This is a genomic window from Streptomyces sp. NPDC004539, from assembly GCF_040610055.1.
In the GTDB taxonomy this organism is placed as follows: domain Bacteria; phylum Actinomycetota; class Actinomycetes; order Streptomycetales; family Streptomycetaceae; genus Streptomyces.
Genome location: NZ_JBEXLS010000007.1, coordinates 348987 through 367459, shown reverse-complemented (window position 1 = coordinate 367459; position 18473 = coordinate 348987). Strand labels below are relative to the sequence as shown.

Here is an 18473-nt window from a genome sequence, read left to right as displayed (position 1 = left end):
TTCGCACGCCTTGAGGGGACTTATGGACAGCATCGGCAATCCGCTCGTGCTCGACCGTTTCGCCGCGGTGGCGGCGCTGCGCCGGGACGCGCCCGCGGTGGAACACGACGGACACCGGACCGGCTACGCGGAACTCGACCGCAGGGCCGGCCGGCTCGCCCACCGGCTGCGGGCGCTCGGCGCCGGCCGCGGCACGGTGGTCATGGTCCACCTCGAACGCTCCGTCGACCTCGTCGTGGCGCTCCTCGCGACCCTGCGCTCCGGCGCCGCCTACCTGCCCGTGGAGCCGGGCACCCCCGACGACCGGCTCGCGGCCTGCGTCAAGGAGACCGACTGCGCCCTCGTCGTCGCCCGCCCCGAGCACGAACAGCGGTTCGCCGGACTCCCGGTGACCGTCCTCGGCCCGGACGACGTCGCCGCCACCGCCGCGAGCGGACCTCCCCCGGCCGCCGTCGAGCCGTCCGACACCGCCTACGTCATCTACACCTCGGGCTCCTCCGGCTCCCCCAAGGCCGTCCGGGTCAGCCACGCCTCGCTCGGCTACCTCTGCGGGCACGTCGGCGAGCGGTACGGCATCGGCCCTCAGGACCGGGTGCTCCAGTTCGCGGCCCTGTCCTTCGACACCTCCATCGAGCAGATCCTCCTCACCCTGCTCAGTGGCGCGACGCTGGTCCTGCCCGAGTACGCCTGGGCACCGAGCGAACTGCCCGGCCGGCTCACCGCGCTCGGAGTGACCGTCATGGACCTGACCCCGCCCTACTGGCGGGCCTTCCTCGCCGAACTCGCCCGCTCCCCCGTCGCGTTGCCGGTACGGCTGACGATCGTCGGCGGCAGCGCCGTGCACGCCGAGGACTGCCGTACCGCGCTGCGTCTGCTGCCGGGCTCCCGGCTCGTCAACGCCTACGGCCTCACCGAGACGACGATCACCTCCTGCACGGCGGAGATCACCGAGGAGTCGCTGCCCGCGCGGGGGCCCGCGCCCGTGGGGCGTCCGCTGCCGCTCACCGAGGTGCACGTCCTGGACGAGGAGCTGCGGCCGGTGCCGGCCGGCGGACACGGCGAGATCTACCTCGGCGGCCCCGGTGTCGCCGACGGCTACCTGGCCGGGACGGCACCGGACGGGGCCCGCTTCGTGACCCTGCCGGGACACTCGGCGCCCGTGTACCGCACCGGGGACCTCGGCGGCTGGACCGCGCGGGGCGAGCTGGAGATCGTGGGCCGGGCCGACCGCCAGCTGAAGATCCGCGGCTTCCGGGTCGAGCCCGCCGAGATCGAGGCGACCCTCGCGGCGCACGAGTCCGTCGACGACGTCGCGGTGACGGCCTTCGCGCACCAGGGCGACCTGTCGCTCGCCGCCCACTTCACCGCGCGCCGCCCGCTCGACCCGGCCGAACTGCGCGCCTTCACCGCCCGCCGGCTCCCCGCCCATCTGGTCCCGGCCCGGTTCGTCCAGCTCGACGCGATGCCGACGACCGCGCACGGCAAGCCCGACCTGGCCGCGCTGACCGTCCCCGAGCGGCCGGCCCCCGCCGGTGAGAACCCCGCCGCGAACCGGGTCGAGCAGGCCGTCGCCGGCCTCTGGTGCCAGGTCCTCGGCGTCGACGCGCTCCCGCCGGACGCCGACTTCTTCGCCCTCGGCGGCAACTCGATCCTCGCCGCGGAACTCCTCGCCAAGGTCCGGGCCTCCCTCGGTGTCCTGATCACCCAGGTGCGCCCGCTGATCCGGGTCCTCCTCGACGACGCGACGCTGCGTGGCTTCTCGGCGGCCGTCGTCGCGGCCCGCGCGGGCACCCTGGACGCCGACACCGGCGCCCGCACCGACCTGCGGGCCGACACCGCCGTCGGCGTCCCCCTCCACCCGGGCCCGGCCGGCGCCACCGCGTGGGCCGACCCCGGGCACGTCCTGCTCACCGGCGCCACCGGCTTCCTCGGCGCGCACCTCCTGCGCGGACTCCTGACGACCACCGACGCCACCGTCCACTGCCTGGTGCGCGCCGACGACGACGCGCAGGCCGGCGCGCGGCTGCGGGAGAACACGCTGCGCTACCTGGACGACGACCTCGCCGCGCACCACGCCTCCGGCCGGGTCCGGGCGCTCCCCGGCGACCTCGCGCGCCCCCTGCTCGGGCTGAGCGCCGAGGAGTTCGACCGGCTCGCCCGGACCGTCGACGTCATCCACCACCCCGGCGGACTGGTCAACTTCATCTACCCCTACTCCCACATGCGCCCGGCGAACGTCGAGGGCACCCGGGAGATCGTCCGGCTGGCCGGGCGGTACCGGAACATCCCCGTGCACTACGTCTCCACCATGGCCGTGGTCTCCGGGTTCGGGACGGCAGGGGTGCGGCACGTCACCGAGGAGACGCCGCTGGACCATCCCGAGCGGCTGTCCGTCGGCTACGTCGAGAGCAAGTGGGTCGCCGAGGAGCTGCTGCGGAACGCGGCGCGGGAGGGGTTGCCGGTCGCGGTCTACCGGGCCGCCGACATCTCCGGGGACCGCGCGCGCGGGGCGTGGAACACGGCGACGGAGATGTGCGCGATGAAGAAGTTCATCGTGGACACCGGGACCGCCCCGGTCGCCGAACTCCCCCTGGACTACACGCCGGTCGACGTCTTCTCCGCCGCCCTGCTGCACATCGCGGCGAGCCGGCTGCCGACCGGTGAGGTCTACCACCTGACCAACCCGGGGAAGGTGAACGTCTCCCTGCTCACCGAGCGGCTGCGCGCGGGGGGCCACGCGATCCGGGAGATCCCCTGGGACGACTGGGTCGACGGGATCGTCGCGACCGCCGTCGAACGGCCCGACCACCCGATGACGCCGTTCGCCCCGCTCTTCATCGACCGCTGCTCGACCGGCGAGATGAGCGTCGCGGAGATGTACCTGGAGACGACGTTCCCCACCTTCTCGCAGGACAACGTGCGCGCCGCACTGGAGGGCAGCGGCATCGAGATACCCCCCGTGGACGGCGACCTGCTCGACCGCTATCTGCGGTACCTGACCGCCATCGACTTCCTCTGAGGTGGACGTGTACATCCGCACCCTGGCCCGGCCCGAGGCCCCCTGGGAGTCGCTGGACGTCCTCGCCGGCCCCGCCGACGGTCCGGTCGCCTTCGGCGGCGACCTCGGTCCGCGCTCGCTGCTCGCCGCCTACCGGCACGGCCTCTACCCGTTCCCCGCCGAGAGCGCGGAGCACCGCATCGTCAACGAGATCGCCTACGAGGACCAGGTCGCGGCCGGCCGGCTCCCGCTGATCCCCGGCGCGGACGAGCCGTTCTCCATCGCCTGGTGCTCGCCCGACCCGCGCCCCGTGATCCTGGTCCGCCAGACCCGGATGCCGCGCGGTCTGCGCCGGCAGCTGCGGGCGGCGACCGGGTGGACGACGACCGCGGACGTCTGCTTCGAGCGGGTGGTCCGCGAGTGCCGGGCGGGCCGCGCCGAGCGCTGGCTGACCGACGAGCTGCTGCGGGGGCTGTGCCTGCTGCACGAACTGGGGCACGCCCACAGCGTGGAGGTGTGGGAGGACGGCCGGCTGGTCGGCGGCGCCTTCGGGGTCCGGGTCGGCGCCGTGTTCAGCGCCGACTCCCAGTTCACCCTGTGCAGCGGGGCCGGGAAGGCGGCCGTCGCCGATCTGGCGCGCCGGTTCGCCGAGGCGGGCGGGGTCGCCGTCGACGTCCAGCGCGACGGCGGCCACGTCCGGCTGCTGGGGGCGCGGCCCCTGCCCCGGCGGAGTTACGTCGCCCTGCTCGCCGCCCACGACCCGGGCCGTCCGCTGCCCACCGCGGAACTGCCCGTCCGCCGGCTCGCCGACTGAGAAGAGGCCCCCTTGTCCCCCACCACCACCGCGCCCCGCCTGGTCAGCATCGCGGGCCGGCCGGACCTCGAAGAGGCGATGCTGACGATGGAGTCGTCGTGGCCCGCCTACATCCGGCCCGAACCGCTCCTCGTGGACTGGGCGTTCGAGCGGCACGCCGCCCACCAGCTCGTCCTGCTCGACGCGGACGACCGGGTGATCGCCCGCGCCGCCGCCGTCCCCTTCGCCTGGGACGGCTCCCCCGGCTCGCTGCCCGACACCGGCTGGGACGAGGTGCTGCGCCGCAGCCTCACCGACACGAAGGCCGGCCGGGCGGCGCGCGCGCTGTGCGCCCTGGAGATCGCCGTCGTGCCGGGGCGGCAGGCGCGCGACCTGTCCTCGTACACGCTGCGGGCGCTGCTCGACCACGCCCGCGCCGCCGGGTTCACGGACCTCGTCGGGCCGGTCCGGCCCAGCGCCAAGCACCGGCGGCCGGAGCTGACGCTCGCCGAGTACGTCGCCCTGCGCCGCCCCGACGGACTGCCCGAGGACCCCTGGCTGCGCGTCCACACCCGGGTGGGCGGCGAGGTGCTCCAGGTGTGCCCGGCGTCCATGACGATCTCCGGCAGCCTCGCCCAGTGGCGGGAGTGGACCGGCCTCCCGCTGGACACCGACGGACCGGTCGAGGTGCCCGGCGCCCTCACGCCCGTGACCGTGAACGTCGCGCACGACCACGCCGTGTACGTCGAACCGAACGTGTGGGTCAGGCACCGGCTGACCCCGCCGCGCCCCTGACCGCAGGACCACACACCCCGAGAAGGAGCACCCACATGAGCAGCACCGTCTCCCCCGACGTGTCCGTCGCCGAGCGCATGCGGACGCGCGCCGCCCTGATCGAGCGGATCGGCGGGTACATGACCGCGCACGCCATCGGTGTCGCCGCCGAACTGGGCCTCGCCGACCTGATCGGGTCCGGCGCCCGCCCGGTCGAGGAGCTGGCCGAGCGCGCCGAGGTCCACGAGCCGTCGCTGCGGCGGCTGCTGCGGACGCTGGTCGCGGTCGGCGTCGCCACCGAGCCCGAGCCCGGCCGGTTCGCGCTGACCGACGTCGGCGCCCTGCTGCGCTCCGACTCCCCGGACTCGCTGCGGAAGTTCGCCCGGATGTTCTGCCACCCGATCTTCTTCACGTCCTGGCAGAGCCTCCAGCACACCGTCACCACCGGCGAGCGCGCCTTCGACCACACCTACGGCACGGGCGTCTACGACTGGCTGGGGCGCAACGACGAGACGAGCGCCCTGTTCAACGAGGCGATGAGCGAGGAGTCCACGATCGCGGCCGGGTATCTCGCCGAGGTCCACCCGTTCCCGGAGACCGGCACGGTCGTCGATCTCGGGGGCGGCGACGGCACACTCCTGACGGCGGTCCTGAACGCCCGGCCGGGGCTGCGGGGCATCGTCTTCGACAGCCCGAGCGGGGTGGCGCAGGCACCGGCCGCCCTCGCGAAGGCGGGGCTCACGGACCGGTGCGCCGTGGAGGCCGGGGACTTCTTCGCGGCGGTGCCGGGCGGCGGTGACCTGTACGTCGTCAAGAGCGTCTTCCAGGACTGGGGGGACGACGAGGCGCGGGCGATCCTGCGGACCTGCCGGGCGCACATGCCGGAGTCGGCGACGCTGCTGATCGTGGGGACGGTCCTGCCGGAGCGGGCGGACACCTCGGCGCCGGTGGCGTTCTTCACCGACCTCAACATGATGGTCGTCGCGGGCGGGCGGGAGCGTACCGAGAGCGAGTTCCGGGCGCTGCTCGCGGAGACCGGGTTCCGGGTGCGGTCGGTGGGGATCGGGCAGGCGGGGCCGCTGTCGGTCATCGAGGCCGTTCCCGCGCCGGACGCCGTATGAACGGGTACGGCCTGGGGCTGTTCCTCGGCGAGGCGGACCCCCGGCTGCTGGCCCTGCCGGAGGGCGATCCCCGGCGGCTGCCCGCCGAGGAGGAGGCGTTCCTCGCGCGGCTGCGGGAGTTCTGCGAGAAGGAGGCCGACAGCGCGGGCATTGAGCGCGACGACCGGATACCCGACGAGGTGATCGAGGGCCTGAAGGACCTCGGGGCGATGAGCATCAGGCTCCCCGCCCGCTACGGCGGCCTCGGCCTGTCGGCCCGCTGCTACCACCGGGCCCTGATGCTGACGAGCACGACGCACCCGGCGCTCAGCGAACTCCTCGCCGCCCACCAGGCCATCGGGCTCGCCCAGCCGGTCGCCCTGTTCGGGACACCGGAGCAGAAGGAGGCGTTCCTGCCGCGCTGCGTCCGGGAGATCTCCGCGTTCGCGCTGACGGAGGCCGACGTCGGCAACGACCCGTTCCGAGTGCGGACGACGGCCGTGCGGGACCCGGGGTCGGGCGGCTATGTGCTGGACGGCGTGAAGATGTGGACGACCAACGCCGTCGTCGCCGATCTGCTGGTCGTCCTCGCGGCGGTGCCCGCCGGGGAGGGCGGCGGCGGGGGGCTGACGGCGTTCGTCGTCGAGGCGGACGCGCCCGGGGTGACGGTCGAGCACCGGGGTTCGTTCCTCGGGCTGCGCGGTCTGGAGAACGGGTGCGTGCGGCTGCACCGGGTGGCCGTGCCCGTCGGGCACCGGATCGGCGCGGAGGGCGAGGGGCTGACGGTCGCGCTCGCCGCGCAGGACACGGGTCGGCTGTCGCTGCCGGCGGCGAGCGCCGCGACCGCGAAGTGGAGTCTGGCCGTGGCCCGGCAGTGGTGTGCGGCCCGGGTGCAGTGGGGGCGGCCGATCGGGCGGCACGACGCGGTCGCGGGGAAGCTGGCGTCGATCGCGGCAACGGCGTTCGCGCTGGAGGCGCTGGTCGAGGTCGTCGCCCGGCAGGCGGAGCGTCCGGGCCTCGACACCCGGGCGGACGCCGAGCTGGCGAAGCTGTTCGCGACCGAGCGGGCGTGGCGGGTCGCCGACGACCTGGTGCAGATCCGGGGCGGCCGGGGCTACGAGACCGCCGCGTCGGCGGCCCGGCGCGGTGAGCGGGGAGTCCCGGTGGAACAGCAGTTGCGGGACGTCCGGATCGGCCGGATCTTCGACGGGTCCAGCGAGGCACTGCGGTCGTTCCTGGCACAGGAGCTGATCGCGGCGTACCGGTCCGCGGCGAGGCGGCCGGCGCCGGGCGAGCTGTCTGCGGACGGGGGCCGGGGCGGGGCTGAGGCCGGGGGTGGGGTAGGGGGTGGTCATCGTGTATTCGTCGCGGAGACCTCCCGGCGGCTGGCGGAGGAGCTGGGCAAGTGCGCGGCCCGGCCGGACGGCGAGCTGGACGTGGAGCGGCGCGGGCCGGGCCGGATCGTCGACATCGGCGCCGAGCTGTACGCGATGAGCGCGAGCCTGGCCTACGCCGAGGCCCTGGAGGCGGCCGGGGTCCGGGCGGGGCCGCTCGCGGACGCGTTCTGCGCGCAGTCCCGGCTGCGGATCGGGCACCTCTTCGCGCGGCTCGCCGAGAACAGCGACGCCGGTGACCGGGCGCTGGCGGGCGGGGTGCTGGAGGGGGCGCACGGGTGGCTGGAGGACGGCGTCGTGGACCCGTCGACCGACGGCCCCTGGATCGCCGTGCCCGAACCGGGGCCGGCGCGGACGGCGAGTCTGCGGCGGGTCGTGGGGAGGGCACGGTGAACGCGGTGGCGGAGACGCTCGCGGCGGCGCGGGCCAGGGTCGCGCGAAGCGGCGGGCCGAACCGGTTCGTCGAGGCGCTGGAGGCGGGCCGGGTCCCGAGGGAGCGGCTGGGGTGGCTCGCCGGGGAGCTGTCCGGGCTGGTGGAGAGCGACCGGCGTGCTTTCGCGCTCCTCGCCTCCCGCTTCCCGGCCGGTCCCGCCGGTGAGCTGTACCTGGCGATGGCGCAGGGCGAGGGCGAGGCGCTGGCGCTGCTCGGGGAGTTCACGGCGGCGCTGGGCCCGGACGGGCGGGACCTGTCGGCGTACGAGCCGCGTCCTCTCGCGCAGGCGTACCCGGCGTATCTGACGCGGTGCGCGCTGTACGGCGCCCGCGCGGACGTGGCGCTCGCGCTGCTGGTGAACGCGCCGGGGTCGGGGGAGGTGTACCGGCGGGTCGCGCGGGCGCTGGCGGAGCGGTACGGGTTCGAGGAGAAGGCCCTCGGGCACTTCCTGTACTTCGCCGAGACCCCGCCGGAGCTGCTGGACCTCGCGTCGCGGGCGCTCGCGGCGGGGCTGGCCGGCGGGGACGACCCGGTGGCCGCCGTGCGCTGCGCGTGGACCGTGCACGCGCTCGAAGAAGCGTTCTGGGGCTGTCTTGCCGAAGGTCTCGACGACGGCACCGACGGCCCGCGTTCATCCACCATCCAGGGAGACGGACAGTGATCCCCTTCAGCGCACTTCCCGCCGAGACGATCGAGAGCATGGGCGGCGCGTGCATGTACGCGCAGGTGGAGCGGTTGCGGGCGGCGGGGCCCGCGGTGCCGGTGCGGCTGCCGGAAGGGCTGCTCGCCTGGTCGGTGTCCCGGGGGGACGTCGTCCGCAGGCTGCTGACGCACCCCGGGGTGTCCCGGGACCTGAAGAAGACGGTGCCGAGCTACGAGGCGGGCGAGGTGGCGTGGCTGTCGCCGTGGGTCGACCTGGACTCGATGGCGACGGCGGACGGCCGTGAGCACACGCGGCTGCGCAGGCTGATCACGCCGGCGTTCAGCCCGCGCCGGGTGGAGGCGCTGCGCCCGCACGTCGAGGCCGAGGTGACGGCGCTGCTCGACGCGCTGGCCGCGCTGCCCGGTGACGAACCCGTCGATCTGCACCGGGAGTTCTCCTACTGTGTGCCGACGCGTGTGATCTGCGATCTGTTCGGCATCCCCGGCGACCAGCGGCCCGAGGTGCTGCGGGTGTTCCGGGCGGTGGCGCGGACCGATCTGACGGAGGCGGAGTCGGTGGCGCTCTCGCAGGACCTGGTGGCGGCGATGCGGCTGCTGATCGCCACCAAGCGGGAGGTGCCGGGCGAGGACATGACGAGTTTCCTGATCGCCGCGCGCGAGGAGGGCGAGGAGTCGCTCGACGAGCACGAGCTGGTGTCGACGCTGCTGCTGATGATCGGCGGGGGCAGTCAGACGACCATCAACCTGCTGGACCACACGATCCGTGAACTCCTGGCGCGTCCGGACCAGTTGGCGCTGCTGCGGGAGGACCCGGCGCGGTGGGACGACGCGGTCGAGGAGTCGCTGCGGGTGCACTGCCCGGTGATGCATCTGCCGATGCGGTGGGCGGTGGAGGACATCGACCTGGGCGAGGGGGTCGTCGTACGGGCGGGGGACGCGATCCTGATCTGTTACGGGGCGCACGGCCGTGACGCGGCGGTCCACGAGGACCCGGGGACGTTCGACATCGGGCGGGCGGACAAGGACCATCTGGCGTTCGGGCTCGGCCCGCACTTCTGCCCGGGGTCGCGGCTGGCCCGGCTGGAGGCGCGGATCGCGCTGCCCGCGCTGTTCGACCGGTTCCCGGGGATGGCGCTCGCGGTCGCTCCCGAGGAGGTGCCGCCGGGGCCCACGTTCATCGGCAACGACATCACCGCCCTGCCCGTCCTGCTGCGGCACGGGTGACGCCGTGGACGACACGGACGGCGTGGCGGCCCGTACGCGGCGGCTGCTGGAGGGGGCCCGGTATCTGAACCTGGCGACCGCGCGCGACGGTCTGCCCTGGGTCGCGACGCTGGAGTACGTGTGGTTCCCGGGTCCGCTGCGCCTGGTCTTCGGGTCGTCGACCGGGTCCCGGCACAGCGGTGACCTCGCCCGTGATCCCCGGGTGAGCGGTGCGCTGTTCGTGACGGGCGCCGGCTCGGGCGTCGAATTCGCCCCGGTGGACGGGGCGCAGTTCACCGGCCGCTGCGAGGAACTCGCCCCGGAGCGCCTGGCCGAGTACTACGAGCCGTTCTACGAGGGCGTCTTCCCCGACCCCGGCGAGCGCGAACGATGGCGGCTGGCACCGGCGCTGCTGGCCCCGCCCGCCGTCCACCGGCTGTACCTGGTGACGGTGGACCGCTGGTGGCTGATCGACACCCGGACCTGGGCGGAGGACCGGGTGGACCGACGGACGGAGGTGGCGCCGGAGGAACTGGCCGGGGTCCGCCGAACGACTTGACCGAACCGGCCGGTCCGGCGGGCTACTCCTCCCAGACCGGCGCCGGCACCGCCACCCCCGGCGGCGTGAAGGCCGCGAGGACCGTGGCCGTGATGTGTGCGGCGGCGCGGTCGGGGGTGAGGTTGCCGACGCGGACCTCGTCGGCGGCGCCCTTCATGATCGAGTGCAGGACGTTGATGAGCCAGGGGATCGGCAGGTCGGTCCGGAAGACGCCCTCGGCGCGGCCCCGGGCGATCAGCGTCTCGACCCGCGCGGCCGGCCCGTCGTGCAGTTCGCGGATGCGGCCGGCGGGCAGTTCGCGCTGGGCGGCGACGAGCAGCGCGCGGGCCTGGTCGACGAGGTGCCAGCTCGCGTCGACCAGGCGGGCCAGGGCCAGGGCGGGGTCGCCGGCGAGGTCGACGCTGTCCAGCGCCGCGTTGCCCTCCCCGATGGCGCGGGTGATCGCGGCGTCGACGACCTCGGCGCGCGAGGCGAAGTGGGAGTACAGCGTCACCCTGCCGACGTTCGCGGCGCGCGCGATCTCGCTGAGGCTGGCGTCGGGGTTGTGCCCCAGGCATTCGGCGGCGGCCTGGACGATCGCGTCGATGCTCCGGAGGGCGTCCGCGCGCTTGGCGGTGTTTCGCGTACTCATACCCCTCACCCTACCCCACCAACCCGAACAACACTGTTTGGGTTAGCGCCGTACGTGCGCTAACCTGAACATCACTGTTCGGTTTACCTAGGGGATGACAGTTGTGAGCGAGACGAAATCCGCGGACGCCTACGCGCCGGGAACCCCCCATCCGATGCGCTGGCTCGCCCTCGGCCTGCTGGGGCTGGCCCAGCTCATGCTGATCCTCGACCTCACCGTGGTGGCCATCGCGCTCCCCCACATGGAGGCCGACCTCGACCTCGGCCGCGCCGCCCTCACCTGGGTGGTCAGCGGCTACGCCCTCACCTTCGGCAGCCTGATGCTGCTCGGCGGCCGGGCGACCGACCTGTTCGGCGCCAAGGGCGTGGCCCTCGCCGGGCTCACCGTCTTCACCCTCGCCTCCCTCACCGCCGGGTTCGCCACCGGCGCCCCCATGCTGCTCACCTCCCGGGTGGCGCAGGGCGTGGGCGCCGCGCTCCTGTCACCGGCGGCGCTCTCCGTGGTCGTCCGCCTCTTCGACGGCGACGAACGCAACAAGGCGCTCGGCATCTGGTCGGCGCTCGGCGGCGGGGGCGCGGCCCTCGGCGTGCTGCTCGGCGGGGTCATCACCGCCGGCCCCGGCTGGACGTGGGTGTTCTTCATCAACGTCCCCGTCGGCCTGGTCATCCTCGTCGCGCTCGTCCGTATCCTGCCGAGCCTGCCGAAGGCGGCCACCGGCTCCCTCGACCTGCCCGGGGCGGCCCTCGTCGCGGCGGCGACCGGCGCCCTGATCTACGCCCTGATCCGGGCCGGCGACCACGGCTGGCTGAACGGCGTCACGCTCGCCCTGATCGTCGTCTCCGCCGTGGTGTACACCGCGTTCGCCGCCTGGCAGCGCAAGGCCGCAGCGCCCCTGATGGACCTCTCCCTGATCGGCCGCCGCCCGGTCGTCGCGGGCACGTTCGTGATCGCCGTGACGACGGCCCTGATGGTCGCCGTGTTCTTCATCGGCTCGTTCTACCTCCAGAACCAGGAGAACCACGGCGCCCTCGTCACGGGCCTGCTGTTCCTGCCGGTCGCGCTGGTGACGATGGTCTCCGCGACCGCCGCCGGACAGGTGATCGGCAAGCTGGGGGCCCGGACCCTGACCTCGGTGTCCATGCTGGTCGCGGGCGCCGGCTTCCTGGTCCCGGTGTTCTGGTCCGGCACGGTCGCCATGGTCGCCGGGGTCAGCGTCTCCTCGGCGGGTCTCGGCGCGCTCTTCGTGGCGGCCTCGGCGACGGCCCTCAGCAGCGTCGCGCCGCACGAGGCGGGGGTGACCTCCGGGATCGTCAGCACCTTCCACGAGTTCGGCGCCGCCGCCGGTGCCGCCGCCGTCTCCAGCGCCGCCGCCTCCAGCATCGCGGGCGGCGGCACCGCCGGCTTCGACCACGCGTTCCTCGTGGCCGTCGGCGTCGCCGTCGTCTCCGCCCTCGTCTCCCTGCGCCTCGTCCCGGCCCCCGCCCGCGAGGCGTGACCCACCCCCACCAAGGAAGAGGCCCATGTCAGAGCAGAAGCACGAGAACGACCTCGTCACCACCGTCTACCAGGTCTCCGGCATGACCTGCGGCCACTGCGAGGGCGCGATCTCCCAGGAGCTCTCCGCCCTGGAGGGCGTCAGCGAGGTCACGGCCGTCGCCAGGACCGGCGAGGTCACCGTCGTCTCCACCGCCCCGCTGGACGAGCGGGCCGTCCGGGGCGCCGTCGACGAGGCAGGGTACGAACTCGTCGGCACCGCCCACTAGGAACCCGCGGGTGACGGCGACCGGGCTCCCGTCGTCACCCGCGGTCCCGGCGGGCTCAGACCGCGCTGCACCCGCCGTCGACCGGAACCGCCGCGCCCGTCACGAACGACGACTGGTCGCTGCACAGCCACAGCGCCGCGCGCGCCACCTCCAGCGGCTCGGCGAGACGCTTGAGGACACTGCGCGACCCGGACGGCCGCCCGGCCGGCACCTCCCCCAGCAGCTCGGTGCGGGTCGAGCCGACCATCAGCGCGTTGACCCGCACCCCCTGCCGCCCGTACTCGGCGGCAGCCGCCCGCGTCAGCCCGAGCACCGCGTGCTTGGCGGCGACGTACGGCGCGGCGGCCCCGGTGGCGAACGCCCCGGCGGTGCTGGAGGTGTTGACGACCGTCCCGCCGCGCTCCCGCCCGAGCAGCACCGGTATCTGCTCCTTGAGGCAGTTCCAGACGCCCCGCACGTTGACGTCCATGATCCGGTCGTACAGGGCGTCGTCCGTCTCGTGCAGCGGCGCCCCGCGCACCCCCCACCCGGCGTTGTTGAACGCCGCGTCGAGACCGCCGTACGTGTCGACGGCGAGCCGGACCGCGCGGGCGACCTCCGGGCGGGAGGTCACGTCGGCGGGGGCGGCCAGGGCCCGGCCGCCGGTCTCGGTGATGCGGGCGACGAGGGCGTCGAGCCGCTCCGCGCGCCGGGCGACGAGCACGACCGCCGCCCCCTCGGCGGCGAAGAGGGTCGCCGCGGCGGCGCCGATCCCGCTGGACGCGCCGGTGATCATGACCGTCTTTCCCTCGACGAGCCCCTCGACACGGGTCATCGTCCGTCCCCTTCCCCCGGAGTCACTCCTGTCACTCTCCCCACTCCGGCACCAGACGAACGTCCCGCGTCCGGGTCATCGGGGCGGCGCCTCCACGAGCCCCGACTGGTAGGCGATGACGACGAGTTGGGCCCGGTCGCGGGCGTGGAGCTTCGTCATGGCGCGCTGGATGTGGCTGCGGACGGTGAGGTGGCTGAGGACGAGCTGCTCGGCGATCTGCGCGTTGGACCTGCCGAGGGCGGCGAGGGACATGACCTCGCGTTCGCGGTCGGTGAGGGTCGCGAGGAGGGCCGGCGGGGCGAGGGCCTCGGCGGGGTCGGGGGTGGTGAGGAAACGGGTGATGAGGGTGCGGGTGGCGGCCGGGGAGAGCAGGGACTCGCCCGCCGCGACCGTGCGGATGCCGGCGAGGAGGACGTCGGCGCCGACGTCCTTGCCGAGGAAGCCGGCGGCGCCCGCCCGCAGCGCGCGGGCGACGTTCTCGTCGTCCTCGAAGGTCGTGAGGATGAGGACGTGGGTGGCGGAGAGGGTCTCGTCCGCGCAGATCTCCGCCGTGGCGGCGAGGCCGTCCGTGCCCGGCATGCGGATGTCCATGACGACCACGTCGGGGGCGTGCTCGCGGGTCAGGTCGACGGCCTCGCGGCCGTCCGCCGCCTCGGCGACGACCGTCATGCCGGGGTCGGAGTCGACGAGGATGCGGAAGGTGGCCCGCAGGAGGGCCTGGTCGTCGGCGAGGAGGACGCGCGTGGTCATGGGGCGTTGCCTTCGTCGGGGTCGGGGGGATACGGGACGCCGGGGCCGGGGGGATACGGGGCATCGGGGCCGTCGGGGTACGGGTCGTCCGGGTCGTGGCGGTACAGGGGGAGGGTGCAGGCGACCTCGAACCGGCCGCCCGGACGCCGCCCCGCGTGGAAAGTGCCGCCGACGGCGAGGGCGCGTTCGCGCATGCCGATGAGGCCGTAGCCGCGTCCGGTGCCGGGGCGGGCCGGGCCGAGGGCGTTGCGGACGGTCAGGGTGAGGTACCGGTCGGTGTAGGCGAGCCGTACCTCCGCCTCGGGGTCGGCGGCGTGCTTCGTGACGTTGGTGAGGGCTTCCTGGACGATGCGGTACGCGGTGAGGTCGACGGCGGGCGACAGCGCGCGTACGTCCCCGTCGGTCTCGACGCTCACCTTCGTCCCGGCCGCCGCGCAGGCCGCCGTGAGGTCGGGGAGGCGGGCGAGGCCCGGGGCCGGGGCCAGGTTCTCCTCGTCGGACTCCTGGCGCAGGACGCCCACGGTCGCCTTCAGCTCGCGCAGCGCGGAGGCGGTCGTGCCGGAGAGCTGGTCGAGGATCGCGAACGCCTGCTCGGGGTTGCTGTGCTTGAGGTGGGCGGCGGTGCCGGCCTGGGCGTTGGCGAGGGCGAGGTGGTGGGCGACGACGTCGTGCAGCTCGCGGGCGATGCGCATCCGCTCCTCGATGACCCGCCGGTGCGCCTCCTCCTCCTTCGCGCGCTCGGCCTGTTCGGCACGGGAGGCGGCGAGGGCGCGGCGGACCTGGACGTAGCTGCCGAACGCGACGGGCAGCAGGGCCCAGGAGACCGGGTTGACGACGCTGAGGAGGAAATCGTTCCGGCGCAGGGCCAGCGCGGTGCCGGCGGCCAGCATGCCCGTCCCGGCGATCAGGGCGGCGGTACGCCGGGTCCTGACGTCCTCGCGGACGCCGACGGAGTAGAGCGCGACGGTCATCGGGGCCGTCAGCAGCGGGGTGACGAGCATCCCGAGGAGCCCCTGGCCCATCCCGCACACCGTGGTGAACGTGACGACCGCGAGGGGCCGTTGGTGCCGCCACTGGAGGACGACCCCGGCGACGGTGGCGAGGATCGCGGCGGGCAGCACGTTCGGCGTGCCGAACCGCCACCCGCCGCTCAGCACACTGCCGGTGACGCCGGAGGCGATGGTCAGCGCCATCAGCCACGCGTCGGCGGCGGGGGCGTGCAGGCGCCGGGCGGCGTTCACGGGGGTCCTCCGGGAAGGCAGAGGGGGCGGGCGGGGGCCGGGGAGATCATGGTGTCAGACCTGAGGGGTACGGGGCCGCTCCCCAGTACTACGGGCCCCGTACCCCCTCACATCTCAGACCCGTACCGTCTCCGCCTCCCGCACCCTCTCGTCGTCGTCCTCAGCCCTGAGCCCCGTCCCCTCGACGTCCACCCGGGGCAGGACCCTTCCGAGCCAGCCCGGCAGCCACCAGGCCCGCTCGCCGAGCAGGGCCAGCACGGCGGGCACCAGGGCCATGCGGACCACGAACGCGTCGAAGAGGACGGCGATCGCGAGGCCGAAGCCGATCGTCTTGATCATCGACTCGCCGGCGCCGATGAACCCGGAGAACACGGCGATCATGATGACGGCGGCGGCGACCACGACCCGCGCGCTGTGCCGGAACCCGCTGACCACGGCGTTCGGCGCGGACTCGCCGTGCGTGTACGCCTCGCGCATCCGGGCGACGAGGAACACCTCGTAGTCCATCGCGAGCCCGAAGACGATCCCGACGAGGAAGATCGGCATGAGGCTCATGATCGGCCCGGTCTGCTCGACGCCGATGAGGGAGGCGCCCCAGCCCCACTGGAAGACGGCGACGACCGCGCCGAGCGAGGCGAGCACCGACAGCAGGAACCCGAACGCGGCCTTGACCGGCACGAGGAGCGAGCGGAACACCAGCAGCAGGAGGATCAGCGCGAGCCCGACGATGACGACGAGGTAGGGCACCAGCGCGTCCTGGAGCGCCTGGGCGACGTCGATGTTCATCGCGGTCGACCCGGTCACCTCGAACGTCGCGCCGGTCTCCTTCTCGGTCGCCGGGCGCTCGGCGCGGATGTGCTGGACGAGGCTCTTGGTGGCTTCGGCGCTCGGCCCGGTGGACGGCACGGCGGAGAACAGGGCCGTGTCACCGGCCTCGTTGAAGCGCGGCTCGGAGACCGAGACGACGCCCTTCGTGTCCTTGATCCGCTCGACGATCGCGGCGGCGGCGCCCTTCGCGTCGGACGCGCCCTTGGCGTCGACGACCACGGTCAGCGGCCCGTTGAACCCGGGGCCGAACCCCTCCGCGAGGGCGTCGTAGGCGCGCCGTTCGGTCGTCGAGGTCGGCTTCGCCTCGTCGCCCGGCATGCCCAGTTCGAGGTGCGCGGCCGGGATCGCGAGCACGCCGAGCCCGGCGACGCAGGCAAGCAGCACCGGCACCGGACGGCGCAGCACGAACCGCGCCCACCGCGAGCCGCCGTTCTCGCCGCCGCCCCGGCCGGCCTTGCTGCGGCGGGCCTTGCGGGAGAGCGTCGCGTTCGGCCACATGCCGAGCAGCGCGGGGACGAGCGTGAGCGCGACCAGGACCGCGACGACGACCGCGCCGGCCGCGCACAGCCCCATCTTCGTCAGCATCGGCACGCCGACGACCGAGAGTCCTGCGAGCGCGATGACGACGGTCAGACCGGCGAAGACGACGGCGCTGCCGGCCGTGCCGGCGGCGATCCCGGCGGCCTCGGCGGGCTGCCGGCCGGCCGCGCGTTCCTCGCGGTAGCGGGAGACGACGAACAGCGCGTAGTCGATGCCGACGGCGAGGCCGAGCATCGTGGCGAGGGTGCCGGTGGTGGCGGTGAGCCCGAAGAGGCTGCCGAACGCCATGATCGCGGCCATGCTGACGCCGACCCCGATCAGCGCGGTGAGCAGCGGAAGACCGGCCGCCGCGAGGGAGCCGAAGGTGATGAGCAGGACGACGGCGGCGAGCGCGACGCCGATCCCCTCGGCGGCGCCCCCGGCGGCGGGGGTGGAGCCGAGCGCGTCGCCGCCGGCCTCGACGGTCAGGCCGGAGTCCCGGGCCTGGTCGATGAGCTTCTCCAGGGCGGACTTGTCGGCGTCGGTGAGGTCGCCGGCCTTCACCTTGTAGGTGACCTGCGCGTACGCGGTCGTCGCGTCCTTGCTGACGGCTCCGGCGGCGAAGGGGCTGACGGCCTGTTCGACCTCGGAGACGTCGCCCGCCTCCTTGACGAGAGTGTCGACGGCGGCCCGATTCGCGCCCTCGGTGATCTTCTCGCCCTTCGGCGCGACGAACACGACGCGGGCGTTCGCGCCGTTGGAGTCGCGGCCCGGGAAGCGCTGGCCGATCAGGTCGAACGCCTTCTGCGCCTCGATGCCGGGCATGAACGAGGTGCCGTTGTCCTTGGCGGCGGGCGCGCTCACGGCTCCCGCGCCGAGGCCGCCGAGCAGCGCGACCCAGAGCAGCACCACCAGCCAGCGTCGTCGGAAGGCCGTCCGGCCCATGCGGTAGAGAAAGGTAGCCACGGGAAGGGTTCTCTCCAGGTCAAGGTGCGGGGACCTTGACAGGTTCGCTCCCGGCACCCTTCCCGGGCATCGTGCCCCTACGGGCACTTGGGCTTGGTGCGACGGCACCAGACGGGATACCCCGGCTCCTCCTCAGGTATGACATGCCGTCCCTGAGGGGACGTCATACTCACGCGCCGCCGAAGAGGTATCCGTTCGCGATGTCGATCAGGAACGGCCCGCCGTGTTCCGGGTACCTGCCCATGATCGCCTTCTTGTACGCCTCCCCGTCGTCGCCGAGGAGTTCGCGCGCGTCGGCGAGGTAGCGGCGCAGCTCCCCGAAGACCTCGGGGCCCGCCGGAAGGCCGTGTCCGGCGAGGACGGTGTCGTACGACGGGTCGGCGGCGAGCGTGTCGAGGGCCTTCTCCCAGCCGGTGATGTCGTCGTTGCCGAGGAAGAGGTGGGTGTCGTGGTAGACGAGGTCCTGGGCGACGAGGACGCCGGACTCGGGGAGCTTGACGACGAGCTGGTCGGCCGCCTCGCCGCCGGAGACCGCCTCGAAGACGAAGGTCACGCCGTCGACGGTCTCGGTGCCGGGGGTGACGACGACGGTGGGGGTGATGTCGGCCGCCGGGATCGGGGTCCCGGTGGGGTCCTGGGTGTCGCCCTGGGCGGCGATCTGGTCGCGGACGGCGGCGAGGGCGTGGACGGGGGCGCCGAAGCGGGCCGCGCCGTGGAAGTGGTCGGGGTGGGCGTGGGTGACGATCAGCCGGTCGATCGGCTTGCCGAGGCCCCGGGCGTAGGCGACGACCTCGTCGGCGTACCCGAGCGCGTACTGCGCGTCGACGGCGACGATCCGGGCCGGGGTCTCGATGAGCTGGGTGGTGACATTCAGACTGTCGTCGGGAGACATGTAGCTGTGGACGCGGACCGCGCCCTTGTCGACGACCGTGATCGTTCCGTTCATGGCGGCGCTCTCTCCTGTTCGGTTGCCTGACGTCCACTGTCGTACGGCGGCCCGGAGCGCGCGAGATACGCTGGCGACCCGCGCTGGTCGGAATCGGA

Annotated in this window: 16 protein-coding genes; 10 read left to right on the top strand and 6 right to left on the bottom strand. The window is 74.1% G+C overall.

Annotation, left to right across the window (positions count from 1 at the left end):
- Positions 1 to 22: 22 nt before the first annotated feature.
- The 8 genes from ABZX85_RS17975 to ABZX85_RS17940 all read left to right on the top strand — a co-directional run bounded on the left by ABZX85_RS17975 (position 23) and on the right by ABZX85_RS17940 (position 9917).
- Complete coding sequence (locus ABZX85_RS17975; RefSeq protein WP_355868877.1) at positions 23 to 3019, top strand: amino acid adenylation domain-containing protein; 2997 nt, start codon at positions 23 to 25, stop codon at positions 3017 to 3019.
- A gap of 7 nt (positions 3020 to 3026) precedes the next feature.
- Positions 3027 to 3812 (top strand): leucyl/phenylalanyl-tRNA--protein transferase, encoded by a 786-nt coding sequence (locus ABZX85_RS17970; RefSeq protein ID WP_355868874.1) that lies wholly within the window; start codon positions 3027 to 3029, stop codon positions 3810 to 3812.
- A gap of 78 nt (positions 3813 to 3890) precedes the next feature.
- Positions 3891 to 4586, top strand: a complete 696-nt coding sequence (locus tag ABZX85_RS17965; RefSeq protein WP_355868970.1) for an N-acetyltransferase — start codon at positions 3891 to 3893, stop codon at positions 4584 to 4586.
- A gap of 35 nt (positions 4587 to 4621) precedes the next feature.
- Positions 4622 to 5686 (top strand): methyltransferase, encoded by a 1065-nt coding sequence (locus tag ABZX85_RS17960; RefSeq protein ID WP_355868871.1) that lies wholly within the window; start codon positions 4622 to 4624, stop codon positions 5684 to 5686.
- Positions 5683 to 7452 carry an acyl-CoA dehydrogenase family protein gene (locus ABZX85_RS17955; RefSeq protein ID WP_355868868.1) on the top strand — a complete coding sequence of 590 codons (1770 nt, stop codon included), beginning with the start codon at positions 5683 to 5685 and terminating at the stop codon, positions 7450 to 7452. The genes ABZX85_RS17960 and ABZX85_RS17955 overlap by 4 nt, the downstream gene beginning before the upstream one ends.
- On the top strand, positions 7449 to 8153 hold the full coding sequence (locus ABZX85_RS17950) for a transcriptional regulator (RefSeq protein ID WP_355868865.1): 705 nt from the start codon (positions 7449 to 7451) through the stop codon (positions 8151 to 8153). The genes ABZX85_RS17955 and ABZX85_RS17950 overlap by 4 nt, the downstream gene beginning before the upstream one ends.
- The gene (locus tag ABZX85_RS17945) at positions 8150 to 9379 is read left to right on the top strand and encodes a cytochrome P450 (RefSeq protein ID WP_355868862.1); all 1230 of its coding nucleotides are present in this window, start codon (positions 8150 to 8152) and stop codon (positions 9377 to 9379) included. The genes ABZX85_RS17950 and ABZX85_RS17945 overlap by 4 nt, the downstream gene beginning before the upstream one ends.
- 4 nt (positions 9380 to 9383) lie before the next feature.
- Positions 9384 to 9917: a pyridoxamine 5'-phosphate oxidase family protein gene (locus ABZX85_RS17940; RefSeq protein ID WP_355868859.1), complete on the top strand. Its 534-nt coding sequence runs from the start codon at positions 9384 to 9386 to the stop codon at positions 9915 to 9917.
- A gap of 22 nt (positions 9918 to 9939) precedes the next feature.
- Here ABZX85_RS17940 and ABZX85_RS17935 read toward each other — a convergent pair whose 3' ends face one another.
- On the bottom strand, positions 9940 to 10548 hold the full coding sequence (locus tag ABZX85_RS17935; protein ID WP_355868856.1) for a TetR/AcrR family transcriptional regulator: 609 nt from the start codon (positions 10546 to 10548) through the stop codon (positions 9940 to 9942).
- 103 nt (positions 10549 to 10651) lie between these two features.
- Between ABZX85_RS17935 and ABZX85_RS17930 the strand changes: the two genes are divergently transcribed.
- Positions 10652 to 12043, top strand: coding sequence for an MFS transporter (locus tag ABZX85_RS17930; protein ID WP_355868853.1), 1392 nt, complete (start codon positions 10652 to 10654; stop codon positions 12041 to 12043).
- A gap of 25 nt (positions 12044 to 12068) precedes the next feature.
- Positions 12069 to 12311 (top strand): heavy-metal-associated domain-containing protein, encoded by a 243-nt coding sequence (locus ABZX85_RS17925; RefSeq protein WP_355868850.1) that lies wholly within the window; start codon positions 12069 to 12071, stop codon positions 12309 to 12311.
- Positions 12312 to 12366: 55 nt separating this feature from the next.
- On the opposite strand, the gene ABZX85_RS17920 is transcribed toward ABZX85_RS17925, so the two are convergent.
- The 5 genes from ABZX85_RS17920 to ABZX85_RS17900 all read right to left on the bottom strand — a co-directional run bounded on the left by ABZX85_RS17920 (position 12367) and on the right by ABZX85_RS17900 (position 18375).
- The gene (locus ABZX85_RS17920) at positions 12367 to 13086 is read right to left on the bottom strand and encodes an SDR family oxidoreductase (protein WP_355868967.1); all 720 of its coding nucleotides are present in this window, start codon (positions 13084 to 13086) and stop codon (positions 12367 to 12369) included.
- Between the two features lie 114 nt (positions 13087 to 13200).
- Entirely contained in the window at positions 13201 to 13875 is a 675-nt protein-coding gene (locus tag ABZX85_RS17915) for a response regulator transcription factor (RefSeq protein WP_355868847.1), read from the bottom strand.
- Positions 13872 to 15116 (bottom strand): sensor histidine kinase, encoded by a 1245-nt coding sequence (locus ABZX85_RS17910; RefSeq protein WP_355868844.1) that lies wholly within the window; start codon positions 15114 to 15116, stop codon positions 13872 to 13874. The genes ABZX85_RS17915 and ABZX85_RS17910 overlap by 4 nt, the downstream gene beginning before the upstream one ends.
- Before the next feature lie 114 nt (positions 15117 to 15230).
- Positions 15231 to 17429 carry an MMPL family transporter gene (locus ABZX85_RS17905; protein WP_355868841.1) on the bottom strand — a complete coding sequence of 733 codons (2199 nt, stop codon included), beginning with the start codon at positions 17427 to 17429 and terminating at the stop codon, positions 15231 to 15233.
- A gap of 169 nt (positions 17430 to 17598) precedes the next feature.
- The gene (locus tag ABZX85_RS17900) at positions 17599 to 18375 is read right to left on the bottom strand and encodes an MBL fold metallo-hydrolase (RefSeq protein ID WP_355868838.1); all 777 of its coding nucleotides are present in this window, start codon (positions 18373 to 18375) and stop codon (positions 17599 to 17601) included.
- Positions 18376 to 18473 lie beyond the last annotated feature (98 nt).